General features: G+C 71.1%; 34 protein-coding genes. 33 read left to right on the forward strand and 1 reads right to left on the reverse strand.

The features are described 5' to 3' along the window. Window positions 1–34 precede the first annotated feature (34 nt). From B124_RS22685 to B124_RS22780, 20 genes are all read left to right on the forward strand, one after another. Complete coding sequence (locus tag B124_RS22685) at window positions 35–307, forward strand: hypothetical protein (protein WP_496504759.1); 273 nt, start codon at window positions 35–37, stop codon at window positions 305–307. Continuing rightward, entirely contained in the window at window positions 304–645 is a 342-nt protein-coding gene (locus B124_RS22690; protein ID WP_496504760.1) for a hypothetical protein, read from the forward strand. The genes B124_RS22685 and B124_RS22690 overlap by 4 nt, the downstream gene beginning before the upstream one ends. Beyond that, entirely contained in the window at window positions 645–1136 is a 492-nt protein-coding gene (locus tag B124_RS22695; RefSeq protein WP_496504761.1) for a hypothetical protein, read from the forward strand. The genes B124_RS22690 and B124_RS22695 overlap by 1 nt, the downstream gene beginning before the upstream one ends. After that, window positions 1133–1447, forward strand: coding sequence for a hypothetical protein (locus B124_RS22700; protein ID WP_496504762.1), 315 nt, complete (start codon window positions 1133–1135; stop codon window positions 1445–1447). Before B124_RS22695 ends, B124_RS22700 begins: the two co-directional genes overlap by 4 nt. Continuing rightward, the gene (locus B124_RS22705) at window positions 1444–2295 is read left to right on the forward strand and encodes a hypothetical protein (RefSeq protein ID WP_496504763.1); all 852 of its coding nucleotides are present in this window, start codon (window positions 1444–1446) and stop codon (window positions 2293–2295) included. Before B124_RS22700 ends, B124_RS22705 begins: the two co-directional genes overlap by 4 nt. Then, window positions 2292–2696, forward strand: coding sequence for a WhiB family transcriptional regulator (locus B124_RS22710; RefSeq protein ID WP_496504764.1), 405 nt, complete (start codon window positions 2292–2294; stop codon window positions 2694–2696). The genes B124_RS22705 and B124_RS22710 overlap by 4 nt, the downstream gene beginning before the upstream one ends. A gap of 169 nt (window positions 2697–2865) precedes the next feature. Further along, a complete protein-coding gene (locus tag B124_RS22715) occupies window positions 2866–3483 on the forward strand; it encodes a GIY-YIG nuclease family protein (protein WP_496504765.1) in 618 nt (205 codons plus the stop codon). A 46-nt stretch (window positions 3484–3529) separates the two neighbouring features. Then, entirely contained in the window at window positions 3530–4630 is a 1101-nt protein-coding gene (locus tag B124_RS22720; protein WP_496504766.1) for a hypothetical protein, read from the forward strand. Beyond that, window positions 4627–5376, forward strand: coding sequence for a hypothetical protein (locus tag B124_RS22725; RefSeq protein WP_496504767.1), 750 nt, complete (start codon window positions 4627–4629; stop codon window positions 5374–5376). Before B124_RS22720 ends, B124_RS22725 begins: the two co-directional genes overlap by 4 nt. Continuing rightward, window positions 5373–5681 (forward strand): zinc finger domain-containing protein, encoded by a 309-nt coding sequence (locus B124_RS22730; RefSeq protein WP_496504768.1) that lies wholly within the window; start codon window positions 5373–5375, stop codon window positions 5679–5681. Before B124_RS22725 ends, B124_RS22730 begins: the two co-directional genes overlap by 4 nt. Beyond that, a complete protein-coding gene (locus B124_RS22735) occupies window positions 5678–5881 on the forward strand; it encodes a hypothetical protein (RefSeq protein ID WP_496504769.1) in 204 nt (67 codons plus the stop codon). Before B124_RS22730 ends, B124_RS22735 begins: the two co-directional genes overlap by 4 nt. A gap of 50 nt (window positions 5882–5931) precedes the next feature. Next, window positions 5932–6303: a DUF4326 domain-containing protein gene (locus B124_RS22740; protein WP_496504770.1), complete on the forward strand. Its 372-nt coding sequence runs from the start codon at window positions 5932–5934 to the stop codon at window positions 6301–6303. Further along, window positions 6300–6548 carry a hypothetical protein gene (locus B124_RS22745; protein WP_496504771.1) on the forward strand — a complete coding sequence of 83 codons (249 nt, stop codon included), beginning with the start codon at window positions 6300–6302 and terminating at the stop codon, window positions 6546–6548. Before B124_RS22740 ends, B124_RS22745 begins: the two co-directional genes overlap by 4 nt. Continuing rightward, window positions 6545–6847 carry a response regulator transcription factor gene (locus tag B124_RS22750; RefSeq protein WP_496504772.1) on the forward strand — a complete coding sequence of 101 codons (303 nt, stop codon included), beginning with the start codon at window positions 6545–6547 and terminating at the stop codon, window positions 6845–6847. Before B124_RS22745 ends, B124_RS22750 begins: the two co-directional genes overlap by 4 nt. Continuing rightward, the gene (locus B124_RS22755) at window positions 6844–7083 is read left to right on the forward strand and encodes a hypothetical protein (protein ID WP_496504773.1); all 240 of its coding nucleotides are present in this window, start codon (window positions 6844–6846) and stop codon (window positions 7081–7083) included. The genes B124_RS22750 and B124_RS22755 overlap by 4 nt, the downstream gene beginning before the upstream one ends. After that, window positions 7080–7706, forward strand: a complete 627-nt coding sequence (locus tag B124_RS22760; RefSeq protein ID WP_496504774.1) for a nucleoside triphosphate pyrophosphohydrolase family protein — start codon at window positions 7080–7082, stop codon at window positions 7704–7706. Before B124_RS22755 ends, B124_RS22760 begins: the two co-directional genes overlap by 4 nt. After that, window positions 7703–8188, forward strand: coding sequence for a hypothetical protein (locus B124_RS22765; RefSeq protein ID WP_496504775.1), 486 nt, complete (start codon window positions 7703–7705; stop codon window positions 8186–8188). Before B124_RS22760 ends, B124_RS22765 begins: the two co-directional genes overlap by 4 nt. Window positions 8189–8217: 29 nt before the next feature. Further along, on the forward strand, window positions 8218–8847 hold the full coding sequence (locus tag B124_RS22770) for a hypothetical protein (protein ID WP_496504776.1): 630 nt from the start codon (window positions 8218–8220) through the stop codon (window positions 8845–8847). Between the two features lie 170 nt (window positions 8848–9017). Beyond that, window positions 9018–9323 (forward strand): hypothetical protein, encoded by a 306-nt coding sequence (locus B124_RS22775; protein WP_496504777.1) that lies wholly within the window; start codon window positions 9018–9020, stop codon window positions 9321–9323. Then, window positions 9320–9580, forward strand: a complete 261-nt coding sequence (locus tag B124_RS22780; protein ID WP_496504778.1) for a type II toxin-antitoxin system RelE family toxin — start codon at window positions 9320–9322, stop codon at window positions 9578–9580. The genes B124_RS22775 and B124_RS22780 overlap by 4 nt, the downstream gene beginning before the upstream one ends. A gap of 42 nt (window positions 9581–9622) precedes the next feature. On the opposite strand, the gene B124_RS22785 is transcribed toward B124_RS22780, so the two are convergent. Beyond that, window positions 9623–9859 carry a hypothetical protein gene (locus B124_RS22785; RefSeq protein ID WP_496504779.1) on the reverse strand — a complete coding sequence of 79 codons (237 nt, stop codon included), beginning with the start codon at window positions 9857–9859 and terminating at the stop codon, window positions 9623–9625. A 638-nt stretch (window positions 9860–10497) separates the two neighbouring features. Here B124_RS22785 and B124_RS22790 point away from each other — a divergent pair. From B124_RS22790 to B124_RS22850, 13 genes are all read left to right on the forward strand, one after another. Then, a complete protein-coding gene (locus tag B124_RS22790; protein WP_496504780.1) occupies window positions 10498–11238 on the forward strand; it encodes a hypothetical protein in 741 nt (246 codons plus the stop codon). A gap of 157 nt (window positions 11239–11395) precedes the next feature. Continuing rightward, window positions 11396–11815 (forward strand): TIGR03668 family PPOX class F420-dependent oxidoreductase, encoded by a 420-nt coding sequence (locus B124_RS22795; protein WP_496504781.1) that lies wholly within the window; start codon window positions 11396–11398, stop codon window positions 11813–11815. Between the two features lie 59 nt (window positions 11816–11874). Then, window positions 11875–12669 carry a GntR family transcriptional regulator gene (locus tag B124_RS22800; protein WP_496504782.1) on the forward strand — a complete coding sequence of 265 codons (795 nt, stop codon included), beginning with the start codon at window positions 11875–11877 and terminating at the stop codon, window positions 12667–12669. Between the two features lie 135 nt (window positions 12670–12804). Beyond that, window positions 12805–13041, forward strand: a complete 237-nt coding sequence (locus B124_RS22805; protein ID WP_496504783.1) for a helix-turn-helix domain-containing protein — start codon at window positions 12805–12807, stop codon at window positions 13039–13041. Then, window positions 13041–13301: a hypothetical protein gene (locus B124_RS22810; RefSeq protein WP_496504784.1), complete on the forward strand. Its 261-nt coding sequence runs from the start codon at window positions 13041–13043 to the stop codon at window positions 13299–13301. The genes B124_RS22805 and B124_RS22810 overlap by 1 nt, the downstream gene beginning before the upstream one ends. Then, a complete protein-coding gene (gene kilB, locus B124_RS22815; RefSeq protein WP_496504785.1) occupies window positions 13301–13762 on the forward strand; it encodes a plasmid transfer protein KilB in 462 nt (153 codons plus the stop codon). The genes B124_RS22810 and kilB overlap by 1 nt, the downstream gene beginning before the upstream one ends. A gap of 1 nt (window position 13763) precedes the next feature. Beyond that, the gene (locus B124_RS22820) at window positions 13764–13955 is read left to right on the forward strand and encodes a hypothetical protein (protein WP_496504786.1); all 192 of its coding nucleotides are present in this window, start codon (window positions 13764–13766) and stop codon (window positions 13953–13955) included. Continuing rightward, a complete protein-coding gene (locus B124_RS22825) occupies window positions 13955–14197 on the forward strand; it encodes a hypothetical protein (protein ID WP_496504787.1) in 243 nt (80 codons plus the stop codon). Before B124_RS22820 ends, B124_RS22825 begins: the two co-directional genes overlap by 1 nt. Continuing rightward, window positions 14190–14648, forward strand: a complete 459-nt coding sequence (locus B124_RS22830; RefSeq protein ID WP_496504788.1) for a hypothetical protein — start codon at window positions 14190–14192, stop codon at window positions 14646–14648. The genes B124_RS22825 and B124_RS22830 overlap by 8 nt, the downstream gene beginning before the upstream one ends. Then, window positions 14645–16180 (forward strand): DUF2637 domain-containing protein, encoded by a 1536-nt coding sequence (locus tag B124_RS22835; protein WP_496504789.1) that lies wholly within the window; start codon window positions 14645–14647, stop codon window positions 16178–16180. The genes B124_RS22830 and B124_RS22835 overlap by 4 nt, the downstream gene beginning before the upstream one ends. A gap of 3 nt (window positions 16181–16183) precedes the next feature. Further along, the gene (locus B124_RS22840; RefSeq protein ID WP_496504790.1) at window positions 16184–18334 is read left to right on the forward strand and encodes an FtsK/SpoIIIE domain-containing protein; all 2151 of its coding nucleotides are present in this window, start codon (window positions 16184–16186) and stop codon (window positions 18332–18334) included. Window positions 18335–18497: 163 nt separating this feature from the next. After that, window positions 18498–18851 (forward strand): hypothetical protein, encoded by a 354-nt coding sequence (locus B124_RS22845; RefSeq protein WP_496504791.1) that lies wholly within the window; start codon window positions 18498–18500, stop codon window positions 18849–18851. 13 nt (window positions 18852–18864) lie between these two features. Then, the gene (locus B124_RS22850) at window positions 18865–19077 is read left to right on the forward strand and encodes a hypothetical protein (RefSeq protein WP_496504792.1); all 213 of its coding nucleotides are present in this window, start codon (window positions 18865–18867) and stop codon (window positions 19075–19077) included. The last annotated feature ends 7 nt before the right edge of the window (window positions 19078–19084 follow it).

Here is a 19084-nt window from a genome sequence, read left to right on the forward strand (position 1 = left end):
AGGACGGCCCACCACACAAGGAGATCACACCGCCATGACTGAGACCCCTCGCCCGCTGACGACCGACCTGTGGCTGCACGCGGTCGAGATCCACGACCTCGTCGCCGGACCCGCATACGCCTACGGCCTGCCCGACGGCACCATCGAACTCGCCGTGCACATCGCCACCGGCGACGACCTCACCGACACCGTCCGGCAGCATCTCCACGACGAGCTGTACGCGGCCATCGGGGACACCTTCCGCCGCATCCTCGGCCGCACCCCGGGACGCTCCAGCGGCACGCTCACCGCGAGGGCCGAACGGTGACCGCCCGCCGCCAGCCCGGCCCCGGGCAGCAGGACATCACCGGCGCCGAAGTCCCCGAAGCGGACGACTTCGACACGTGGGCCGACAAGGTCCGCCAGGCGTACATAGACGCCGCACAGTCCGGCCGCACCTTCACCTGCTACGAGATCGCCGACGAGCACCAGCTCCCCGACCCGCCCAACCCCCGCGCGCACTGGGGCCGGTTCATGGAGTTGTTGGCCGCCGACGGCTACATCCGTACCGCCGGCTGGGCCGCCAGCGACCGACCCACCACCAGGCACAGCGGGGTGCGGACGTGGCGCGGGACGCGGGCGGCACAGCAGGGGAGGGCGGCGTGATGACCCCGTTCGTGCTCCTCTTCTCCGGCGCCCGCGCGCTCCCGAAGCCCGGCATCGTCGGCGCCCGCATCTTCGACATCGCCGCGGAGATCGGCCCGCGCGACCTGATCGTCCGGCACGGCGACTGCCCCGGCGACACCTCCGCCGACCAAGCCGCCGCCGAGTTCATCAGCCTCAACGGCGAACTCTGCCGCGTCACCGCCGACCCCATGCCCGCCGACTGGGACCACTGCGGCCCCGAATGCCCCGACGACGGACCACTCTCCGGCCGCCGCCACCGTCGGTGGAAGAAGCGCGGCGACATCCACCACCCCGGCCTGCTGGACACCTACTGCCCCGGCGCCGGGCCCCGCCGCAACGCACTCATGGTCGCCAAGACGCCGCGGCCCGACCGGATGCTCGCCGTCCCCCACGGCGCCAGCTACGGCACCCGCGGCTGCATCCGCCTCGCGAAGCGCGCAGGCATCCCCGTGGAGGTGATCGAGGCATGACCCCCTACGCCATCACCGCGCTGGCGCTGGCGGCCCTGCTCGCCGCCGCGGCAGTCCACTGCATCCGCCGCGCCGGCCGCGAACTCGGCGACATCCAGCGGGAGCGGGCCGACACCACCCCGGAAGACGCCGCCGCGCAGGCCGTCGACCGCGGACTCGACCGCCTCTTCAACGCCCTCGGGCCGCCGCCCGAGCCCACCCCCGCCGACACCACCCCCGTCGGCGACGACGACTGGACCCGCGCCATGGACCGCCGGATGCGGCGCACCGCCAGGCGGCGCAACACCCAGCCCCGGAAGGAGGAGCTGTGACCACCCCCGCGAAACCGCTGCCCCCGCACGGCAGCCTCTCCCGGCACAAGTACCACGGCTGCAAATGCCAGGCGTGCCGCCAGAACTACCGCGACTACCAGAATCGCCGCTACCGCAAGACGGCATACGGCACCTGGCAGCCCTTCGTCGACGCCGAACCCATCCGCCGGCACCTCCTCATGCTCCGCGACCACGGCATCTCCTTCACCCGCGTAGCGGAGATCGCCGGACTGTACCCGGCGACCGTCGGCGGCTTCCTCTACCCCGCGGGACCCGGCCGGCCCGTCAAGAAGCGAGCCACCCGCGAGACCGCCGACAAGATCCTCGCCATCAAACCCGACACCGCCACCCCCGGCATCGTCGACGCCACCGGCACACACCGGCGCCTCCAAGCCCTCGCCGCCATCGGCTGGCCCATGTCCGCCCTCGCCCCCCACGCCGGACTCGCCAGCGCCACCGTCAGCCGGCTGCTCCGCCAGCCGCGGCTCTACGCCACCACCGCCGCCGCGGTAACCCGCACCTACGACCGCCTCTGGGACGAACGCCCCGAGAACCACGGCGTCACCAAGGCAGCCGCCGAACGGTCACGCCGCTGGGCACGCCGCAACAAGTGGTCGCCCCCCGCGGCATGGGACGACGACCGCATCGAAGACCCCGACGCCCAGCCAGACCAGGGAGAGGCCACCCCCCGGTCCGTCTCCCTCGTCGAAGACGCGCTGTGGCTGATCCGAACCCAGGGCTACACCCGCGCACAGGCCGCCGACCGCCTTGGTGTCCAGCGCAACACCCTCGACACCGCCATCAACCGCAGCGGGCTCACCCAGCACGACACGGAGCAGGCGGCGTGAGCGGCAACGACTGGCGCATGGCCGCCGCCTGCCGCGATGAGGATCCGGAGCTTCACTTCCCGGTCGCCGACCGGGCGCAGTCCGCGGCAGCGAAGGCCGTCTGCGGCATCTGCCCCGTGCGTGGCGCCTGCCTGTCCTTCGCGCTGGCGACCCGCCAGGAGTACGGCATCTGGGGCGGGCTGGACGAGAGGCAGCGCGCCACCATCCTCCGCCGCCAAGCACGGCAGTCCGGCCGGCGCCACGGAGGCGGACGCAAGCTCGCACCCTGCGGCACCGACGCCGCCTACCGCCGGCACGTCGCCAAAGGCGAGCCGGTCGACGAACTCTGCGCGCAGGCGCGGGAGGACGACAAGGCGCGGCGCCGGCGGGCGAAGTGGACGACGCAGGCAGGTGCGGCGTGAGCGCCCGGCGCCGGACCCCGCCGTGCGGGATGCCGTGGTTCCCCCACGGGCTCGAACGGGCGCGGCTGTACGCCTGCGGAATCAGGTGCGACCGGCATGCGCCGTGGGCCCTCGCCGGGCGTGAGCAGCCGCAGCCGGGGCCGGGGGCGCCGCGGGACCGGGAGGCGGCGTGAACGACGGACACACCGCCGAGAGCGGCCTCGGTGAACTCGCCGAGCACATCGGAGGCGACGTCGGGCGGTCGATCACCGACAGCCTCCAGCACGTCGAACTCCTTCGAGAGAAGGAATTCAAGCTGGAGGCCGCCCGACACGAAGCCGAGCACCAAGTGCTGCACCGGATTGGTGTCGCCTTGCGCGCAGGCGAGATCACCCTGCACCACCTCGTCGCTATCTACGCCCGCTACAGCGCTCTGGGATTCGTCGGGCGGAAGACCCGGTGGGACGAGCACATCGACATCAAGTGGAAGGCGCTGCCCTACCTGGCGCGTCATCTGCCCAACGGCCCTCAAGGCAGTTGGGTGGGCGAGTACCCGCTCGACGAGAAGTCGGCTGCCCCGAAGGGCGGGCTGGCCGTGGTCTACGTGCTCTTCGACGCCTCGAACGAGCCCTGTTACGTCGGCTCCACCGACGCATTCCGCACCCGCATGGCAGCCCACCAGCGCGAAGGCAAGAACTTCGTCCGCTGGCAGGCACATCCGGCTCGCGACCGCGAGCACGCCTACCGACTTGAGGACCGGCTCCTGAAGGAGCACAAGCCGTACCTCAACAAGAAGGCCAGCCGATGACCGGCGCCTGCTGACCTCAATCCGAATCGTCAGAAAGAAGCAGCTCATGGCACGTGGCCACGGCAGGATCCTCACCTCCATCTGGGAGGACCCGGACTTCCTGGCGCTGGACGAGCGGGCGCAGCGCCTCTACCTGTTCCTGATCTCCCAGCCGAACCTGAACCACGCCGGCCTGCTCGACCTCACCCTCCGGCGGTGGGCGCGCAAGGCTCGCGGTCTCACGGTCGCCGAGTTGGAGAAGCGCATCGCCGACCTGGAGGACGCCCGCTTCGTCGTCGTGGACGAGGACACGGAAGAACTCCTGATCCGTTCCTTCGTCCGCAACGACGGCGTGTGGCGCATGCCGAAGGTCATGGGCGCGATGGTGTCCGGCGCGCTGGAGATGACGTCGCGCCGGCTACAGCGGGCTCTCCTCGCCGAGATGGACCGCATCCCGCTGGAGGAGTTGAGCGGCGAGCCGACGAAACTCCGCAACGGGGGTCAGGGGCCGTCGATCTGGCAGCAGGTTTCCGACTGCATCGACACCCTCCGGAAGGCGTTCGGCAGCCCCGACGACGACCCCTCCGGAAGGGGTTCCGTAACCCCCTCCGGAACCCCTTCGGCAACCCCCTCCGAAACCCTTCCCGAGGGGGGTCCGAAACCCTCAACGCGCGGGCGCGCGGGCACGTCACACGCGCGTTCCCCTGCCCCTGCCCCTACCCCTACCCCAGAAGAAGAGCCTTCGGGCGGGTCGGGCGGGCGAGGCGAGCTGGTCGTCGTGGAACCCACCGACTTCGTCGGTGCGACTGAACATGCGCCTGCTGAGGCTCAGCCCGTAGACGCCAGCACGATCGTCGGCGAATGGCTGGAGCGCTGCGCTAAGCGACCGCCCGGCAACGTCGTCGGCCGCGTCGGCAAGCAGATCAAGAAGCTCCTCGCCGAGGACATCGACCCCGACGACATCCGCCGCGGCCTCGCCCAGTGGATGCGCAAGGGCGCCGACCCCTCCGCCATCGCCAGCTTCGTCAATGGCGCCATGAACTCGGCGCTGCCGACGAACGTCCTCGCGCTCCCCGGTCAGCCGCTCCCCGGCCCGGACACGAACCTTGCCGGCTGGGCCGCCGTCGCCGCCTCCTTTGACTCCACCGACACCGGAGATTCCGCATGAACCCGCGAGAGGCCGCCGAACTCCTCGGCCACTGCGCCATGTTCGACAACCGCAAGCCCAGCCAGGGCGCCGCGATCGCCTGGGCCTCGGCCCTCAGTGACGTGCCGCTCGACGACGACGCGAAGGCCGCGGTCGCGATCTACTACTCGACGCCGCCGAAGGATCCTGACGCGAAGCTGTGGATCCTGCCGCACCACGTCCGCACCCTCCGCACGAAGATCCGCAACGGCAGGTTGGAGAACTTCCAGTACCAGCCTGTCGGCGACGAGACGGTGCCCGAGTACCTGGCCAGTCTGCGCGGCCAGGTCGCCGCGATCGCCTCCGGCCAGGTGCCCGCCCCGACCGAGCGGCCCGCGCTTACCGGTGGCCCGCACCCGGACGTGGCCCAGGCGCTCGCCGGCGTCGGCCGCCCTGTGCCGGACTCCGACGAGGAGACCGCCCGCGAGGTGGTGCGCCGCGCCGGCCCGCTGGGCGTGGTGTGCCCGGTGCCGGCGTGCCGCGCTGCGGTCGGCCGTCGCTGCAAGACCTCGGGCGGCAGCGACAAGCGCCCGCTCGGCCAGGAGCGCGGCAGGCCCCACCGTGCCCGCGTCCGGGCCGCGGAGGGCATCCCGGAACCGACACCCGAGGAGCGGGCCGCCGAGGAGGCGCGGGTGCGTGCCATGGCCGCCCGCCACCTCGCTCGCGAAGCCGACCCCGAGGACGACATCCACGACGCCGAGATCGTCGACGAAGGAGCCCGCTCGTGACTCGCCGCTACTCCGCCCCGATGCCCGACGACCTGCGCCACATGCTGCGGGCCCGGCAGCATCCGGCCCGCGCGGTGCCCTGCCCGTGGTGTGCCGCCCGAGAGCACCGGCCGTGCGTGACGAAGACCAGCTCCCGCCAACTGCCGCTGCCTCACCCGGCTCGGATCTCGGCGTGGGTGCGGTCGGTCGCCTGCTGCCCGCTGTGCCAGGTCGAGCCGGGCGTCGAGTGCCACCTCGACGGCATGCCGCTCCGTGACGGCGCCGTCCACCCCGCCCGACTCGCCGAAGCCCGGGAGGCGTCGTGATCGAGCACTTCGACGACGTGCTCGTCGACCGGGCGGTGAACGAGCCGACCGCCCCCGCGGTCCTGTCCCGCGCGGAGCGCCGCGCGGCCGGGCGGCGGCTCCTCGCCCGCGGCGTGTCGATCCGTGTCGTCGCTGACCGCCTCGAGGTCGCCGAGCGCACCGCTTGGCGGTGGAGCGCCGAACTCCGGGACGCCGCGTGACCACCCCGCCAACCCAGCCGCACACAACCCCGACCCCGAAGGAGACCCGCATGCCGACCCGAATCCAGCGCCGCCGCTCCCGCGGGTGGCGCATGCCCGAGGGCGCCCGCTACGTCGGCCGCCGCACCCGCTTCGGGAACCCCTTCCGCGTCGTGGACCGCGGCACCGAGGGCTTCGCGGTGCTGGACGACCGCGGCGGGGTGATCGCCACCAGGGCCAGCAGCGTGGACGCCCGGCGCATCGCGTGCGTCTGGTTCAGGGCGTGGCTGGCCGCCCCAGGCCAGGCGGAGTTGCGGGCCCTCGTCGGCCAACTCCTGTACGGCCGGGACCTGGCGTGCTGGTGCCCGCTGCCCGAGCCCGGCGAGCCCGACCACTGCCACGGAGCGGTGCTGCTGCGCCTGGCGAACGGGGAGGCGTCGTGACCGCGGCGGCCGAACTGCGCGCCGCGGCTGAGGTGCTGGAGTCGGCACAGTTCGGCGGCGCCGTGACCGCCACTCCTGCCGTGGCCGGCCTGGTGCGTGCCCGCGAGCCGCTCGCCGTGTGGCTGCGGAAGATCGCCCGCTTCTGCGATGCGTGCGAGGACGTCCGCGGGCGGCCGATCCCGGAGACCAACCCGAGCGTCGTCGACGCCCTCGCGGTGGCCCGCGCGATCGGAGGCGGACAGTGACGGCCCCGGTGCGCGGTGCCGCGATGGCTGGTGTGTACGAGCGCAGGCCCGCGGTGCTGCGTACCCGGATCACCCGTCGCCAGCTTGAGGCGCTCCGCCATGCCGCCGCGGGTCGCACGAACGTGGGGATCGCGAGACGGATGGGCATCTCCACGAACTCGGTGAACGACCTGCTGGATCGGGCTTACCGGCACTTGGGCGCCCAGGACCGGACGCATGCGGTGGTGGTGGCGCTGAGGCGAGGGCTGATGCGTCTGGACGAGATCGAACTCAACAGCGACCCGAAGGGGGCGTTGTGACGTCCGACGTCGACCGCTGGGGCCCGTCGCGGAAGCCCGCGCCGCATCGGCGTAGCGGGCCGTATGCCCTGACGCCGGAGCAGCAGCGGATCGCCGAGGACCTGCATGTGCGGGCGCTCGCTCTGCGCGCGGCGTCCGACGGCGAGTTGTCGATCCGCGAGGCGATCGACCTTGCCGCCGCCCAACTCGGCCTCGAACCGCCACGAAACACACCAGAAGGGACTGATGGACGGTGACGGCATCTTCTCTCACCCCGAATCATGGCCCGGGAAACGGCCACAACGGGCCTCAGGGCGCCGAGAAGCGCTCAGGCGAGACTCAGGCTGCAGAGGCGCGTCCCAACGCGTCACAGGGGCGTACAGAGCCTCGGGGCGCGGCAGACGGGCCCACAGCGCCGCCGCCCGCCCTCCGCTCCCGCCTCGTCGCCGAGCGGGACCGCGCCCACGCCGCGGCCCGCGCCTCCCGCCGCGACGACACGGCCCTCGTCCACTCCGGGACCGCCGCCGGACTGGACATCGCCATCGGGCACGTCGACGCGGACGGCGCCCTCACCCTCCGCGCCATCCAGTCCGCCGCATGGCAAAACAAGATCGCCAAGGGCTTCAACACCACCGACGTGCCGCTGGAGTTCGGCCTGCTCACCGGCGAACTCGGCGAGGCGTTCGCCGCCTGGCACAAGGGCCTCCCCGACTTCGGCGAGGAACTGGCCGACGTCCTCCTCTACCTCGTCGCCATCGCCGAGATGACCGGTATCGACCTCGGCCTGGAGGTCGAGAACAAGCTCGCCAAGAACCAGGCCCGCACCTACCGGCGCGGACCCAACGGAGTCCTGATCAAGACCGAGGGAGTCACCCCGTGACCGGCACCGACCGCATCCTCGACCAGATCGACGCCGCACTCGGCGACCCGTTCGTCAGCCCCGACGCCATGCGCTGCGGGCCGGTGGCGGACGACGAGCCGCGCGCCCGGCATGCCGCCCGCCTGTACCTGATCGGCCGGCTCATCGCCAACCACGGCCTCGACAGCTTCGAAGCCGGAGACGCCGTCGACGAAGCCGCCGCGGGTCTCGATGGACCGCACACGCACCTCGCCCGCGCCGAAGCGCAAGCCGTCATCGACGAGTTCGTGGGGCCGATCCGGGAGTACCTGACCCGGATGGCCGCGGCGATGCGACCCGTCATGGAGAACGCCGGACGGGCCATGCAGCAACTCGCCGAAGCCGCCAGGGCGGCAGCCGGCAGCGGCCCCGATGAATTCGCGCTCGCCCCGCCGCAGCCCTCCCGCACAACCGACCGGCCCGCCTGGCAGAGCCCCTACTGGCCGCCCGCCCGCCGCCACTGAACCGCCCGCACGTCGAACGGAGCACGACCATGGACACGGACACGCCCCGCTGCACCGCCTGCGGCCGGAACCTCTGGGAGTCGGAACTCGATCACTTCGGCTGCGGTGTCTGCCTCCGCGCAACCGACCGCCGTCTCGCCGAACTCGCCGGCCCGGACGGGCTGTACGCCCGGCTCTCCGGCGCCCTCACCCCCGGCTCGGGCCGCGGCGACGGACGGGTCTCCGGCAGCCGCACCGCACCCCTCCCGCTGCGCCTGGAGCCGCTGTCGCTGGCCGCCCGCGGGGGCGTGGTGACCGTGCTGCAGACGTGGCTGTCGGACCTCCATGACCTGCTTGGCTGGCTGCACCCGCGCTTTGAGGGCGACCTGCAGGGCCAGCTCGATCAGGTCGTCGGCCGGCTGCGGGGCAACCTGCCGTGGGCCGCCGAGCACCACCCCGCGTGGGGTGAACTCGTCGGCGAGATACGGCAGGTGCACGCCGCGTGCCGGGCGCAGGCCACCGGGGAGCGGCCCGAGCGGCGGGTGCGCGTCGTCTGCCCCTGCGGGGGGACGCTCGCCATCACGCTGTCGACGGAGGGGCAGCGGTGTGCGGGATGCTCGACGTCGTACACGTGGGCGGAGCTGCGGGAGCTGCCGCTCGCGGAGAGGAGCGCCGCGTGACGGGTCCCCGGCCCCATCGGGCCGGGGCAGTGCATCGTCGTCTCCGAGTCGCACAGAAGCCCAACTGTCGGAAACCCGACAGTCGCGTTTGCTACTCTCTGGGCACACGGCAATATGTGCCAGCCGCACCGACGCTGCAGGTCACAGCGCCACGAGTCTGGAGTCGAGTCATGAGCAGCGACACACCGTGGACCATCGACTCCATCGCACACGCACTTCCGCACCCTGAGAACCGGCAGGCGTTCTGGCGGGACGTCAACCTCACGCCTGTCGACCAGCTCCCCGACGTGATCGCCCGCTGGCGTCGGCTCGCCGAGCAGTGGGAAGCCTCCAAGCCCGGCATGGACCGGCTCCTCGAATACGCCAAGAGCCACAACGGGGAGCTGCCGCCCGAGTACGCTGACGACGGCCAGACCGACCGGTGGCTCGAAGAGTGGTCCGAGAGCCTGCAGCGAGCGGAGACCGACGCAGCGTGAGCTACCGCCTGATCACCCCGCCCGACATGCGCCGGGAGATCAGAAAGCTGCCCGTCCCTCTCCAGCACGAGCTGCGCAGCCGCATCGACGACATCGCCGACGACCCGTTTCGGCAGACGGACCCATGGAGCGGCACGCAGTCCGGACCAGTCCACATGCGCACCACCGGCGTCGATGCGGTCATCGTCGTCGTGACCGTCAACGACGACGAGCGCACTGTCACCGTCGTGAACCTGCTCCACCCCTTCGCAGACTGAAGCCCTCGCCCCGGCTCGGGGAGAGGGCTTCGTCGCGCGCGTTCAGGCGCCTCCGTGCACCGGTACCGGCCGCCCGGCCGCTACCCACTCGGCATCCACCACGGCGAACACCTCATCCAGCAGGCCGCGGATCTCCACGCCCAGGCGCCGGAACGTCGCCTCATCCGGCGCCAGGCCGGCCGCGCGCTCCAGCGCGGCCAGGCGTGCACCGAACCGCGGGCTGCGCATCACCGCCTCCACCGCCGACTGGTACGCCCAGGTCAGCTCCTCGGGGGTCATCCGTTCACCTCCAGGTGGTCCAACCGCATGCGGTCCACTTCCATCCGCGCCAGCACCCCGACAAGCTCCAACGCCCGCTCCTTCAACGACGGGAACATACGCCCCACCATCGCAAGATCACACATGCGCTCCTCGAACGTCAGATCCGGCGGCGGGGGCGACGCGACGATCGCGGCGATACGGGCACGCTCAGCGTCGAGCAGGCCGGTAGCGGAGCTATGCCCTAACCGAGGCGCGTGTAGTGTCATAAGAGTCACCCTCCAGAGGTGAAGTGATCAGCGGGTCGCAGCCCGCTCGGTCTAATCGGCGGCCGGGTGTTCCAGCACCCGGCCGCTGTGCTGCTCGGGACTTTAGCCGTCACTCGATCGCGTGTTCCTGTTCACCGACCAGAAGCCGCCGACGTGGTCGAATCTGCTGGTCGTCAACCCGCGTGCGGGGCAAGCGAGTCGGACCGAGGCGCAACGAGGCTCGGGGAGTCTCCAGAGGTCGCGGCGTGTGTCCGGCCCGGGGCGAGGATGGCCGGAAACAATCACGCATTCGTTGTACGTAACGGCCGAAAGGTGGTGCGTCATCTGCGGTGTACACGGGGAGCCTTCCTGTGGCCACGCATGGTCACCACAGGAGGGGGAGGGAAACACGTGCCCAGGAGGAACGACGCCCACCTGATCCGAACGGACATTGCAAACAGTCGCACTGAGCTTGGTGACATCCTTAGCAACGGCTTCGCAGAACTGCGGCACGACAACGCCGAACTGCTCCGCCAGTTCCTCGAAGAGACTCGGCAACTGCGGCGCAGCGTCGAGATGGCCCAGGCCGATGCCGCCGCGGCCCGGCGAGAGATCCAGCAACTCCGTACCGAGGCCGCCGAAGAACGAGCCGCCGCGGCAACGCCGCAGACACCGATCGCCGCTGAAGGAGACGGAGAAACCAGCAGCATCGACGGCCTCCTCGGACGGGCCGCCGGCATCGCCTACGCCGAGATGGTGTGCCACCGCGACACCTGGGCGTTCCTCATCGAACAGGCCAGCCGCCGCGACCACTTCCGGCTGCCCGCAGACGTCGATGAAAACGGCGACGGCACCATCGAAGCCGACATCTCCGGCCGCACCCTGATCGCCGCGATTGAAGCCATGCGGGAGACGATGCAACCCGGCCGCGGCAGTGACGGCTCGCGCCACCTCGCAGCACAGATTTACAGCCGCATCGAGAAGGCCCTCAGCCGGGTACGCCCCAGCGACGACATGCCCGAACAGCCCGCATCGAATGGCGAAGAGCCGGAACGTCCGGTCACCCGCATCGTCATCGACGACCGGCCGACGAACGAGGCCGCAACCCCATCCCCCGGCGAACCCCCAGAGGCAGCAGACGCAAGCACCTGAGTCGGTGGTGTTGTAAAGCGCGGTGCGCTCGGGTTCGGGCATGCGACTCCTCCACCTAGAACCAACTTGGATATCCAGGCTGGCTCAACGAACGTAGCGCTATGGATGCGGATCGTGCAAGACGTGCGACACGGGCAGGTCCGAGTACGGTCGCATCATGGAGATGGTGGAGGGTCAGGCGCGTGAGCGGTTCTCGCGGGCTCGGTCGCTGCGGCTCGCGACGGCCGATGCTGGTGGCGTGCCACACCTCGTGCCCGCGACCTTCGCAGTCCTCGGCAGCACGGTGGGCATCGCGGTTGATCACAAGCCGAAGCGCCACACCAACCTGAAGCGGCTCCGCAACATCGCGGAGAATCCCGCTGTCGCGCTCCTCGTCGATCACTTCGAGGAGGACTGGGATCGTCTCTGGTGGGTGCGGGCTGACGGGCGCGCCCGGGTGCTGGAGAACGCCAGCGCCAGCGAACTTGTATCAGCTCTTCAAGCTAAGTACGAGCAGTACCAGGATCACCGGCCCGCCGGACCGGTGATCCTGATTGAGGTAAATCGCTGGTCAGGGTGGGTGGCAAGCGCCAACTGATGCGTAACTTGGATATCCCGCTACGCTTCACAGTGGGTATCTAAGTAGTCAGGAGCGCCATGTCAGCCAACCCGCCTCAGTTGCCTCTCTTCAGGCAGATCGCGGATGAGATCCGCGCCGAGATTCTTCGCGGCGACCTTGCTCCAGGAGACAAGATCCCGTCGCAGAATCAGCTTGAGCAGCGATTCGGGGCGAGTCGAGTCACTGTGCGCAAGGCGGTCGCCGTACTGCGCTCAGAGGGGCACATCACCAGCAGTCAGGGGAAGCAGCCCACTGTGCGCACGCGGCCCAACGTCAGCCTGCGTCAGACGGGTAGCATCTACCGGGCGCGCCGCGCCACCGGAGAGTCGAACTTCAACGCCGAGGCGCGGGCCCAGGGGCAGACGGCGAGCCAGGAGATCCGCGAGGTAGTGGAAGCGCCGGCTCCCGAGGCCGTCGCGGAGCTGTTTCGAGTTGCTCCCGGTACTCCGATGGTCGTCCGGCGCCTTCGATTCGTCATGAAGGGGGCGGAGGGTGAGGCTGACACGCCCATGCAGCTCTGCGACTCCTACTACGAGGCGTCGGTCGCGGCAGGGACCCGGCTGGCGGTGCCTCGTCGGATCAAGGGCGGCGCCCACAGTGTGATCGAGGATCCCGATGGGCCGATCGCCAAGCGTGTCAGCCAGTTCATCGAAGACCTCAAGATCCGGATGCCTCATCCCCACGAGGTAGAACAGCTCGACATCGCGGAAGGCACGCCGGTCGCGCGCGTGTTCCGAACCGCCTACGACTCCGCTGGCAACGTGCTAGAGGTCCAGGACGCCATCCTGCCGAGCGACCGCTACGACTTCAGGTACGTCATCGACATCCCGTAGGCCGCCGCCCGAGCAGCCCCCCAACCGCACTGCGGTTGGGGGGCTTTCTCGTGTGCCGGGCCCCCGTCGCAGTACTTGCATATCTATGTTGGCTTCGCTACCGTCGCACTTAGATATCCAAGTTTGGAGGATCAAGTGCCTGAGCGGAGCGACCCCTTCACGGAGGTGCTGGCCGAACTCGATGGCGCACTCAAGCCGCACGAGGTCGCCACGCTCCTCGGCGTCCACGTCGCCACGGTCTACCGAATGATCAACGCTGGCCGGCTGCAGGTTCTCAGCGTCGGCGCCAGCACGAAGCGACGCAGCGGCGTGCGCATCCCGCGCTCCGCCATCACCCGCGCCCTCACTCCGACCCCCGAGGCGGTGTCCTGATGCTGACCCCCACCCCCAAGTCGCCCGCCGACGTCGCCGCCCACGCCGCGGCTTCCTACGTCCGCACCCCTGCCCCGCTCCCGCCCCAGACCCGTGCCGCGCTCCTTGCCGAGCTGCGCGCGGCGGTCGCCTGCGGTGACTGGGCCACGATCCTCGACATCGAGCTGATCGCGACCGACGAGGACTGGGCGCACCCGGGCGAGCCTCGCCTGATGGATGACGTCCGCGGGATCGTCGACGCCGCGAAGGCGGTGGCGTGATGACTGCCGCGATCATCGCTGTGATCGGCACGCTCGCGGGTTCACTCACCGCGGGGCTGATGCAGCACCTGACGACCTCCCGCCGGGAGCAGACTGAGCGAGCGGAGCGGCGCCGGCAGCAGCTCGCCGAGGCGGTCCCCGCGCTGCTGGCTGCGATCGTCACCCATCGGGAGCGCCAGTGGCTGAAGGTCGCCGCCCGTCGGGACGGGGTCCGCGACGCCGAGGGGGCGCGCGAGGCCCGCTACGCGGCCCGGTCCGCTGTCACCTCCGCTATGGACGCGCTGCACATGGCCACCCAGGACCGTGCGCTCCTCGCCACCGCGCAGGAGGCGATCGACGCCGCGATGGCCATCGGCGACCTGCCGGACGACCCGACGGAATCGGAGCGGGACGCGGTCCGGCGGCGCTCCCAGCAGGCGCACACCGCGCTGCGGCTGGCTGCCGCGAAGGCGGTGGCGTGAGATGCGCTTCCTCACCTGGTTTCTGATCGTTGCGCTCCTCGTCGCGTGGCCGGAGTTGACCGTCGCACTCGTGGAGACGGCCATGTACGCGCTGACGACCCCGTGGACCCTGATCACCGGGCTGTCCGCCCTCGGGCTGCGCCAGCTCGGGCTGCGAGTCCAGAAGCAGACCGCCGCTGGGAGGTTCGTCTGATGTTCGGCCGAAAGTCCCAGCAGACCGAGGAGCAGCGGTACGCCGCCGAGGTCGCGGCCCGCAACGCGAGCGACGAGAAGGCTGCCCTCGCGGAGGCTCGCGCCGCGCGTGCGGAGGTCCGGGCCGGCAGTGCGACGCCGGCCCGCGCCGCCAAGGCGCGAGAGTCCGCCGACAAGCATCGCGCCCGTGCGGCCAAGCACCGCGCGGACGCCGAGAGGCGGCGGGGTGGCGGTCATGGCTGACAACCCGACCGCGCGCTGCCCCGCCGCCCACCCCGACGACCCGACGCCGTGTGACGGCCCGCCTGTCGTGACCGTCATCGACGCGCGCAACGCGGGCGTCAACGGCTGCGAGCACCACGCCGCCCGCCTCCTGGCCTCTCTGGACGGCGGCCGGGTCTACGCCCTCCCGGACGCCCCCGCTGGCGCCGCCATCCGCGTCTTCAAGGCGAGCGGCGGTATCCGCCCGTTCCCCTGGCTGACCGACGCCCCGCGCACCCGGCCGGAGCAGCGCAGCCACCAGGAGAACCGGGAGTCGTTGCTGCCCGCCGCCCGTGCCACCGCCCGGGAGATGTACGACCGGTACGTCGGCATCGACGTCCACGACCGCCGCATCCTCGTCGAGGCGTACACCGCGCTGACCATCACCCTCGGGCGGCTCCTTGATGCCCTCGACGGAGATGAGGGGTCATGACGGCCCGTCGCCCGCTGAAGCCGGCGGAGAAGGTGCTGTTCGTCGCCGCGTGCCTGCTGGCGGCTGCGGTGTCGGTGCTGGGCCTGCTGTCGTCGTTCACCGCCCTGGAGGCGCAGGCGAAGAAGTGGGGCTGGGAGTGGCCGTGGATGCTGCCCACCGGCATCGACCTGTCGATCCCGGCGTTCACCCTCGCCGGCTTGCTGCTGATCCGCGTGGACATGCCCCTGGTGTGGGTGGCGTGGGTGCCGCGGCTGCTGACCGGGGTGACGGTCTACCTGAACTGGGAGGCGTCCACGACGCTCCCTGGCCAGGTCGGGCATGCGGCGCTGACGCTGCTCTGGGTGGTGTTCTCGGAGATCGCGGGGCACGTGTACGCCTCGTATATCTCCGAGGAGAACGGCGCCCGCATCGAGAAGATCCGGCGTATCCGGTGGATGCTGTCGCCGATCTCCACCGCGGTCATGTGGCGGTACATGCGGCTGTGGGAGACCACCGACTACAGCACCGTGGTGGCCGCGCGGCGGGAAGCGACCGTGTTCCGGGCCCGCATGCGGGCCCAGCATGGCCGCCGGTGGCGGCGCCGCCCGGAGCTGGCGACCGAGCAGCTTGCGCTGCGGCTGTCCCGCCACGGGGTGCCGATCCAGGAGACGTTGGACGCCCCGGCGAAGGCCGCCGAGGAAGCGCGGCAGGCGGAGCAGGAGCGCCAGGAGGCGGCCCGCCGGGAGGCCGGGGAGCGTCGCGAGCAGCAGCTCGCCGAGCAGCAGCGGCTGAAGGAGGAGCGGGAAGAGCAGGAGCGCCGGGACGCTGAGCGCGCCGAGGAGGCGTGGCGTCGGGGGCTGGAGCAGCGCCGTCTGGAGGAGGAACGGGAGCGGCAGCAGCGCATCGCGGACGCCGAGGCTGAGGCCCGGCTCGTGGAGATCCAGCGGGCGCAGCAGCAGGCGGAGGAGCAGGCGCGGGCAGAGGCTTGGCGCCGCGAGCAGGAGCGTCTGCGCGCGGAAGCCGAGGCCGAGCGGCAGCGTAAGGAGGCCGAGGCTGCCCACGCTGAACGGCTCGCTCAGGCTGCCCGTGACCGCGTCGAGGCGATGCGAGCCGAGCGCGAGGAGTCGGACCGCAGGCGCGCGGCCGAGGCCCAGCGGCGGCAGTTGGCCGCCATGGCGGCCCCCGACCGTGGCGCCACAGCGACCGCCACGGCGGCGCCACAGACCCCCGCCACGGGGCGCCACAGCGACCGCCACGAAGGCGCCATGGCACCCGCCATCGACGGCGCCACGAAGGCGCCACGGAAGGCCGCGGCAAAGCGCTCTCGTGGCGCCACGCGCGGCGATGCGAAGGACGCCATCAGGGCGCTCTACGACTCCTTGGAGCGCCGCCCCGTGGAGGGCGAGATGACCGCCGAACTGGAGCGGATCAAGTCGCCCCACACGTCCCGGCAGTTCGCGCAGAAGCTCCGTGCAGAGATCGAGACCAGCGAACCGCGGCTCGCGGCTCTGGGCACCGAGAACGTCCGCCCGTTTGAGAAGACCGGGAGCTGACCAGTGAGTATCGAGACCAAGCCGGTCAACGGCACGACGCGCCCGAACGGTGTGAGGATCACCCGGGTCACCACTGTGGAGCGCGGTACGCCCGCGGCGCCCATCACAACGGCTCCGCCGCCGCGGGACGCATCGTGGAAGCGCACTGCGCGCGTCGTGTGGCACGCGGCCCGCCATGAGCGCACCCGCGACGGCGCCCGCCTGGCCGCCCGCCACGGCATGTACGTCGCCGGCGGCGCGCGGATCGTGGCGCGCCGCACGTGGGATGCGCGGACGACCGCCCGCTACCAGCGGTTGCAGCGTGCAGCGGAGGCCGCGGGCCGCACTGACGAAGCGGCGGAGTGGGAGGAGCGGGAGCACCGCTTCCGCAACGAGCGCCACAAGCGGCGCATGGAGCTGCTGAAGGCGCCGCAGGAGGTCGCGAAGGGTGCGGCCACGGCAACGTTCACCTCCGCCGCCGGCCTGCTGGTCCTCGGCGGGATCATGGCCGTGGCCACCCGCGAGCCCACTGACCTGCTGGTTCCGCTGAATCTGGCGATCGAGACGATCCGCTGGATCGTGGTCATCGCGACCGTCGTGTGGGGCCCGCTGATGATCGCCGCACCGCTGCTGGGCCTGATAGCCCTGTGGGACGTCGGCCGCCGCAACCGTGCCGCGCCGCAGTGGGCGCTGCCTGAGGATCAGCAGGCCGGCCGGGGCGTTGTGCCTGATGAGAGCGCGATTCTCAACGCGCTGCGGCACCTCGGTCTGGGTCCGCTGAACAGCGCGCTGAAGGACGGCTGGCTGCCGCGGTGGGAGCAGCCGCCCATGCGGGTCGGTAAGGGCTACGGCGCTCAACTGCAGCTCCCGATGGGTGTCACCGTCGAGATGATCAGCGACAAGAAGAGCGTGCTGGCGCACAACCTGCTGCGCCTGCCGATCGAGGTGTGGCCCACGCGGCCGCGCGACAACCCCGGCACCCTGGACCTTTGGGTCGCTGACCAGGGCTCTTTGACCGCGCCGGTACCGCCGTGGCCGCTGCTGACGGAGGGCGTCACCGACTACTTCAAGGGCGTGCCGATCGGCATCTCGCAGCGTGGCGACACGATCTCCGGGAAGCTCATGGCGAAGAACTACATGGTCGGCGGGATCATGGGCACGGGGAAGTCTTCCCTGGTCATCGAGCTTCTTCTTGGGGCCGCGCTCGACCCGCTGGTTGAGATCGACGTGTACTGCATGGCGTTCAACGTCGACTACGACCCGTTGAAGCCCCGGCTGCGGACGCTGGTCAAGGGCGATGAGGATGAGCAGCTTGAGGCCGCCGTGGAGGCGCTGCGGGAACTGCGCGACGAGGTGACTCTGCGCGGCAAGCTCCTGGAGTCGCTCGGCGGCGAGTCGGTGCTTCTGACCAGGGAACTCGCCGAGCGCGACCCGCGGATGCGGCCCCGCGTCGTCGTCTTCGACGAGTGCCACGAGCTGTTCATGCACAAGAAGTACAAGGACGAGGCCGAAGAGTTGGCCGTCAAGGTGATGAAGAAGGCCCGCAAGCTGGGCATCACGATCATCTGGGCGACGGTCTCCCCGGTCAAGGACAGCATCCCGCGCGACGTCACCCGCAACACCAGCAACAACGTGGCGTTCGCCGTCGGCGACCACGTCGCCAACGACGGGCTACTCGGTGTCGGCAAGCACAGCTCCGGTATCACCGCCACCACCCTCAACCCCTCCGAGGACATCGGCACCTGCCTGACCACCGGCTTTACCAAGAACCGCTTTGAACTGGTCCGCACCTACTGGGTCCGCAAGGACGCCGAGGTCGACCAGATCACCCCGGTCGTGGAGCGCGCCCTGTCGCTGCGCGAGGGCATCGAGGCCGCACCCGCACCGCCAGCCGAGGAGAAGCCCGACCACCTCGCGGACATCGCCGCGGTGATCGGCGCGAAGGAGCCTCGGGTGCGCACGCAGGAGGTGCTGCACCGACTGGAGGAGCGCAACCCGGGCGTGTACCGGGAGTGGACGTTCGCGGACCTCAAAGCCGTCCTGGAGCCTGTCGGCGCCGCCCCCTACAAGTCCGACGGCGTGATGGTCGTCAGCCGCGACCGGGTCCTCGAAGCACTCGCAGAACGCGCTCGGGACCGCGGGGAGGACGACAGGGAGGCAGGGAGTCCTCCCTGATCCGCGCCCGCCGCCTCCCTGAGGTGCCTCCCTCTCCCTGACCTGCACAAACAATCCGTCAGGGAGACAGGGAGGCGGCCTCCAACGCACCCGGAAACAGCACAGAACTGAGCCCTCAGCCGAGGGAATCCGCCTCCCTCTCTGACCGAAAGGAAGATCACCGATGCCCATGTCCCTGACCCCCGGCGAGCGCCTCCGCCGCGCCCGGCTCGTCGCGAAGGCCGGCTGGCAGACCCGCGGCGCCGACCAGTACACCGACGGCAGCCACCTCCCCGACCCGCGGGTGGAGCGGGAGATCGACCGCATCGACGACCGCGGCGAACGGCGGTGGGAGGACGAGGCCGACGCACACGAGGCGCAGGTGCGGGGGGCCCGTAGCCGGGTCGCCGCGGCGAAGGTCGCCCTTCGGTCCGCGACGGGCTCCGGAAAGTCCGCGGCCCGGAAGGCGGTCCGCGACGGAGAGCAGGCACTGGCCCGCGCCGAGAGCGCCGCCCGCAAGCACGGACTGCGGATCTGAGAGGAGATCAGTCATGGGCAAGTGGGGCAAACGGATCGAGGATGCGCAGCGCAAGCGGGCGGACCGACGGCACCAGAAGGCCGTCCGGTACTGGGCTGCGCGGCGCCCTCAGGAAGGCGACCGCGACTGGTGGGAGTGCGCCCGCTGCGGTGACCGCAACAAGTGGCGCACTAACCCCCAGTCGTGCGGTGGATGCGGCGCTGCGGCCGGGCTCGCCGCGATCTGACGGGAGG

The sequence above is a fragment of the Streptomyces sp. CNP082 genome (genome assembly GCF_059570535.1).

Bases quoted from the DNA above. Each gene is read 5' to 3' on its own strand.
- B124_RS22820 (WP_496504786.1), top strand. From the start codon at position 13,764: ATGCGCTTCCTCACCTGGTTTCTGATCGTTGCGCTCCTCGTCGCGTGG.
- B124_RS22700 (WP_496504762.1), top strand. From the start codon at position 1,133: ATGACCCCCTACGCCATCACCGCGCTGGCGCTGGCGGCCCTGCTCGCC.
- B124_RS22770 (WP_496504776.1), top strand. From the start codon at position 8,218: ATGGACACGGACACGCCCCGCTGCACCGCCTGCGGCCGGAACCTCTGG.
- B124_RS22845 (WP_496504791.1), top strand. From the start codon at position 18,498: ATGCCCATGTCCCTGACCCCCGGCGAGCGCCTCCGCCGCGCCCGGCTC.
- kilB (WP_496504785.1), top strand. From the start codon at position 13,301: ATGACTGCCGCGATCATCGCTGTGATCGGCACGCTCGCGGGTTCACTC.
- B124_RS22740 (WP_496504770.1), top strand. From the start codon at position 5,932: ATGCCGACCCGAATCCAGCGCCGCCGCTCCCGCGGGTGGCGCATGCCC.
- B124_RS22685 (WP_496504759.1), top strand. From the start codon at position 35: ATGACTGAGACCCCTCGCCCGCTGACGACCGACCTGTGGCTGCACGCG.
- B124_RS22800 (WP_496504782.1), top strand. From the start codon at position 11,875: ATGTCAGCCAACCCGCCTCAGTTGCCTCTCTTCAGGCAGATCGCGGAT.
- B124_RS22825 (WP_496504787.1), top strand. From the start codon at position 13,955: ATGTTCGGCCGAAAGTCCCAGCAGACCGAGGAGCAGCGGTACGCCGCC.
- B124_RS22695 (WP_496504761.1), top strand. From the start codon at position 645: ATGACCCCGTTCGTGCTCCTCTTCTCCGGCGCCCGCGCGCTCCCGAAG.
- B124_RS22775 (WP_496504777.1), top strand. From the start codon at position 9,018: ATGAGCAGCGACACACCGTGGACCATCGACTCCATCGCACACGCACTT.
- B124_RS22720 (WP_496504766.1), top strand. From the start codon at position 3,530: ATGGCACGTGGCCACGGCAGGATCCTCACCTCCATCTGGGAGGACCCG.
- B124_RS22725 (WP_496504767.1), top strand. From the start codon at position 4,627: ATGAACCCGCGAGAGGCCGCCGAACTCCTCGGCCACTGCGCCATGTTC.
- B124_RS22835 (WP_496504789.1), top strand. From the start codon at position 14,645: ATGACGGCCCGTCGCCCGCTGAAGCCGGCGGAGAAGGTGCTGTTCGTC.
- B124_RS22810 (WP_496504784.1), top strand. From the start codon at position 13,041: ATGCTGACCCCCACCCCCAAGTCGCCCGCCGACGTCGCCGCCCACGCC.
- B124_RS22850 (WP_496504792.1), top strand. From the start codon at position 18,865: ATGGGCAAGTGGGGCAAACGGATCGAGGATGCGCAGCGCAAGCGGGCG.
- B124_RS22795 (WP_496504781.1), top strand. From the start codon at position 11,396: ATGGAGATGGTGGAGGGTCAGGCGCGTGAGCGGTTCTCGCGGGCTCGG.
- B124_RS22830 (WP_496504788.1), top strand. From the start codon at position 14,190: ATGGCTGACAACCCGACCGCGCGCTGCCCCGCCGCCCACCCCGACGAC.
- B124_RS22785 (WP_496504779.1), bottom strand. From the start codon at position 9,859: ATGACCCCCGAGGAGCTGACCTGGGCGTACCAGTCGGCGGTGGAGGCG.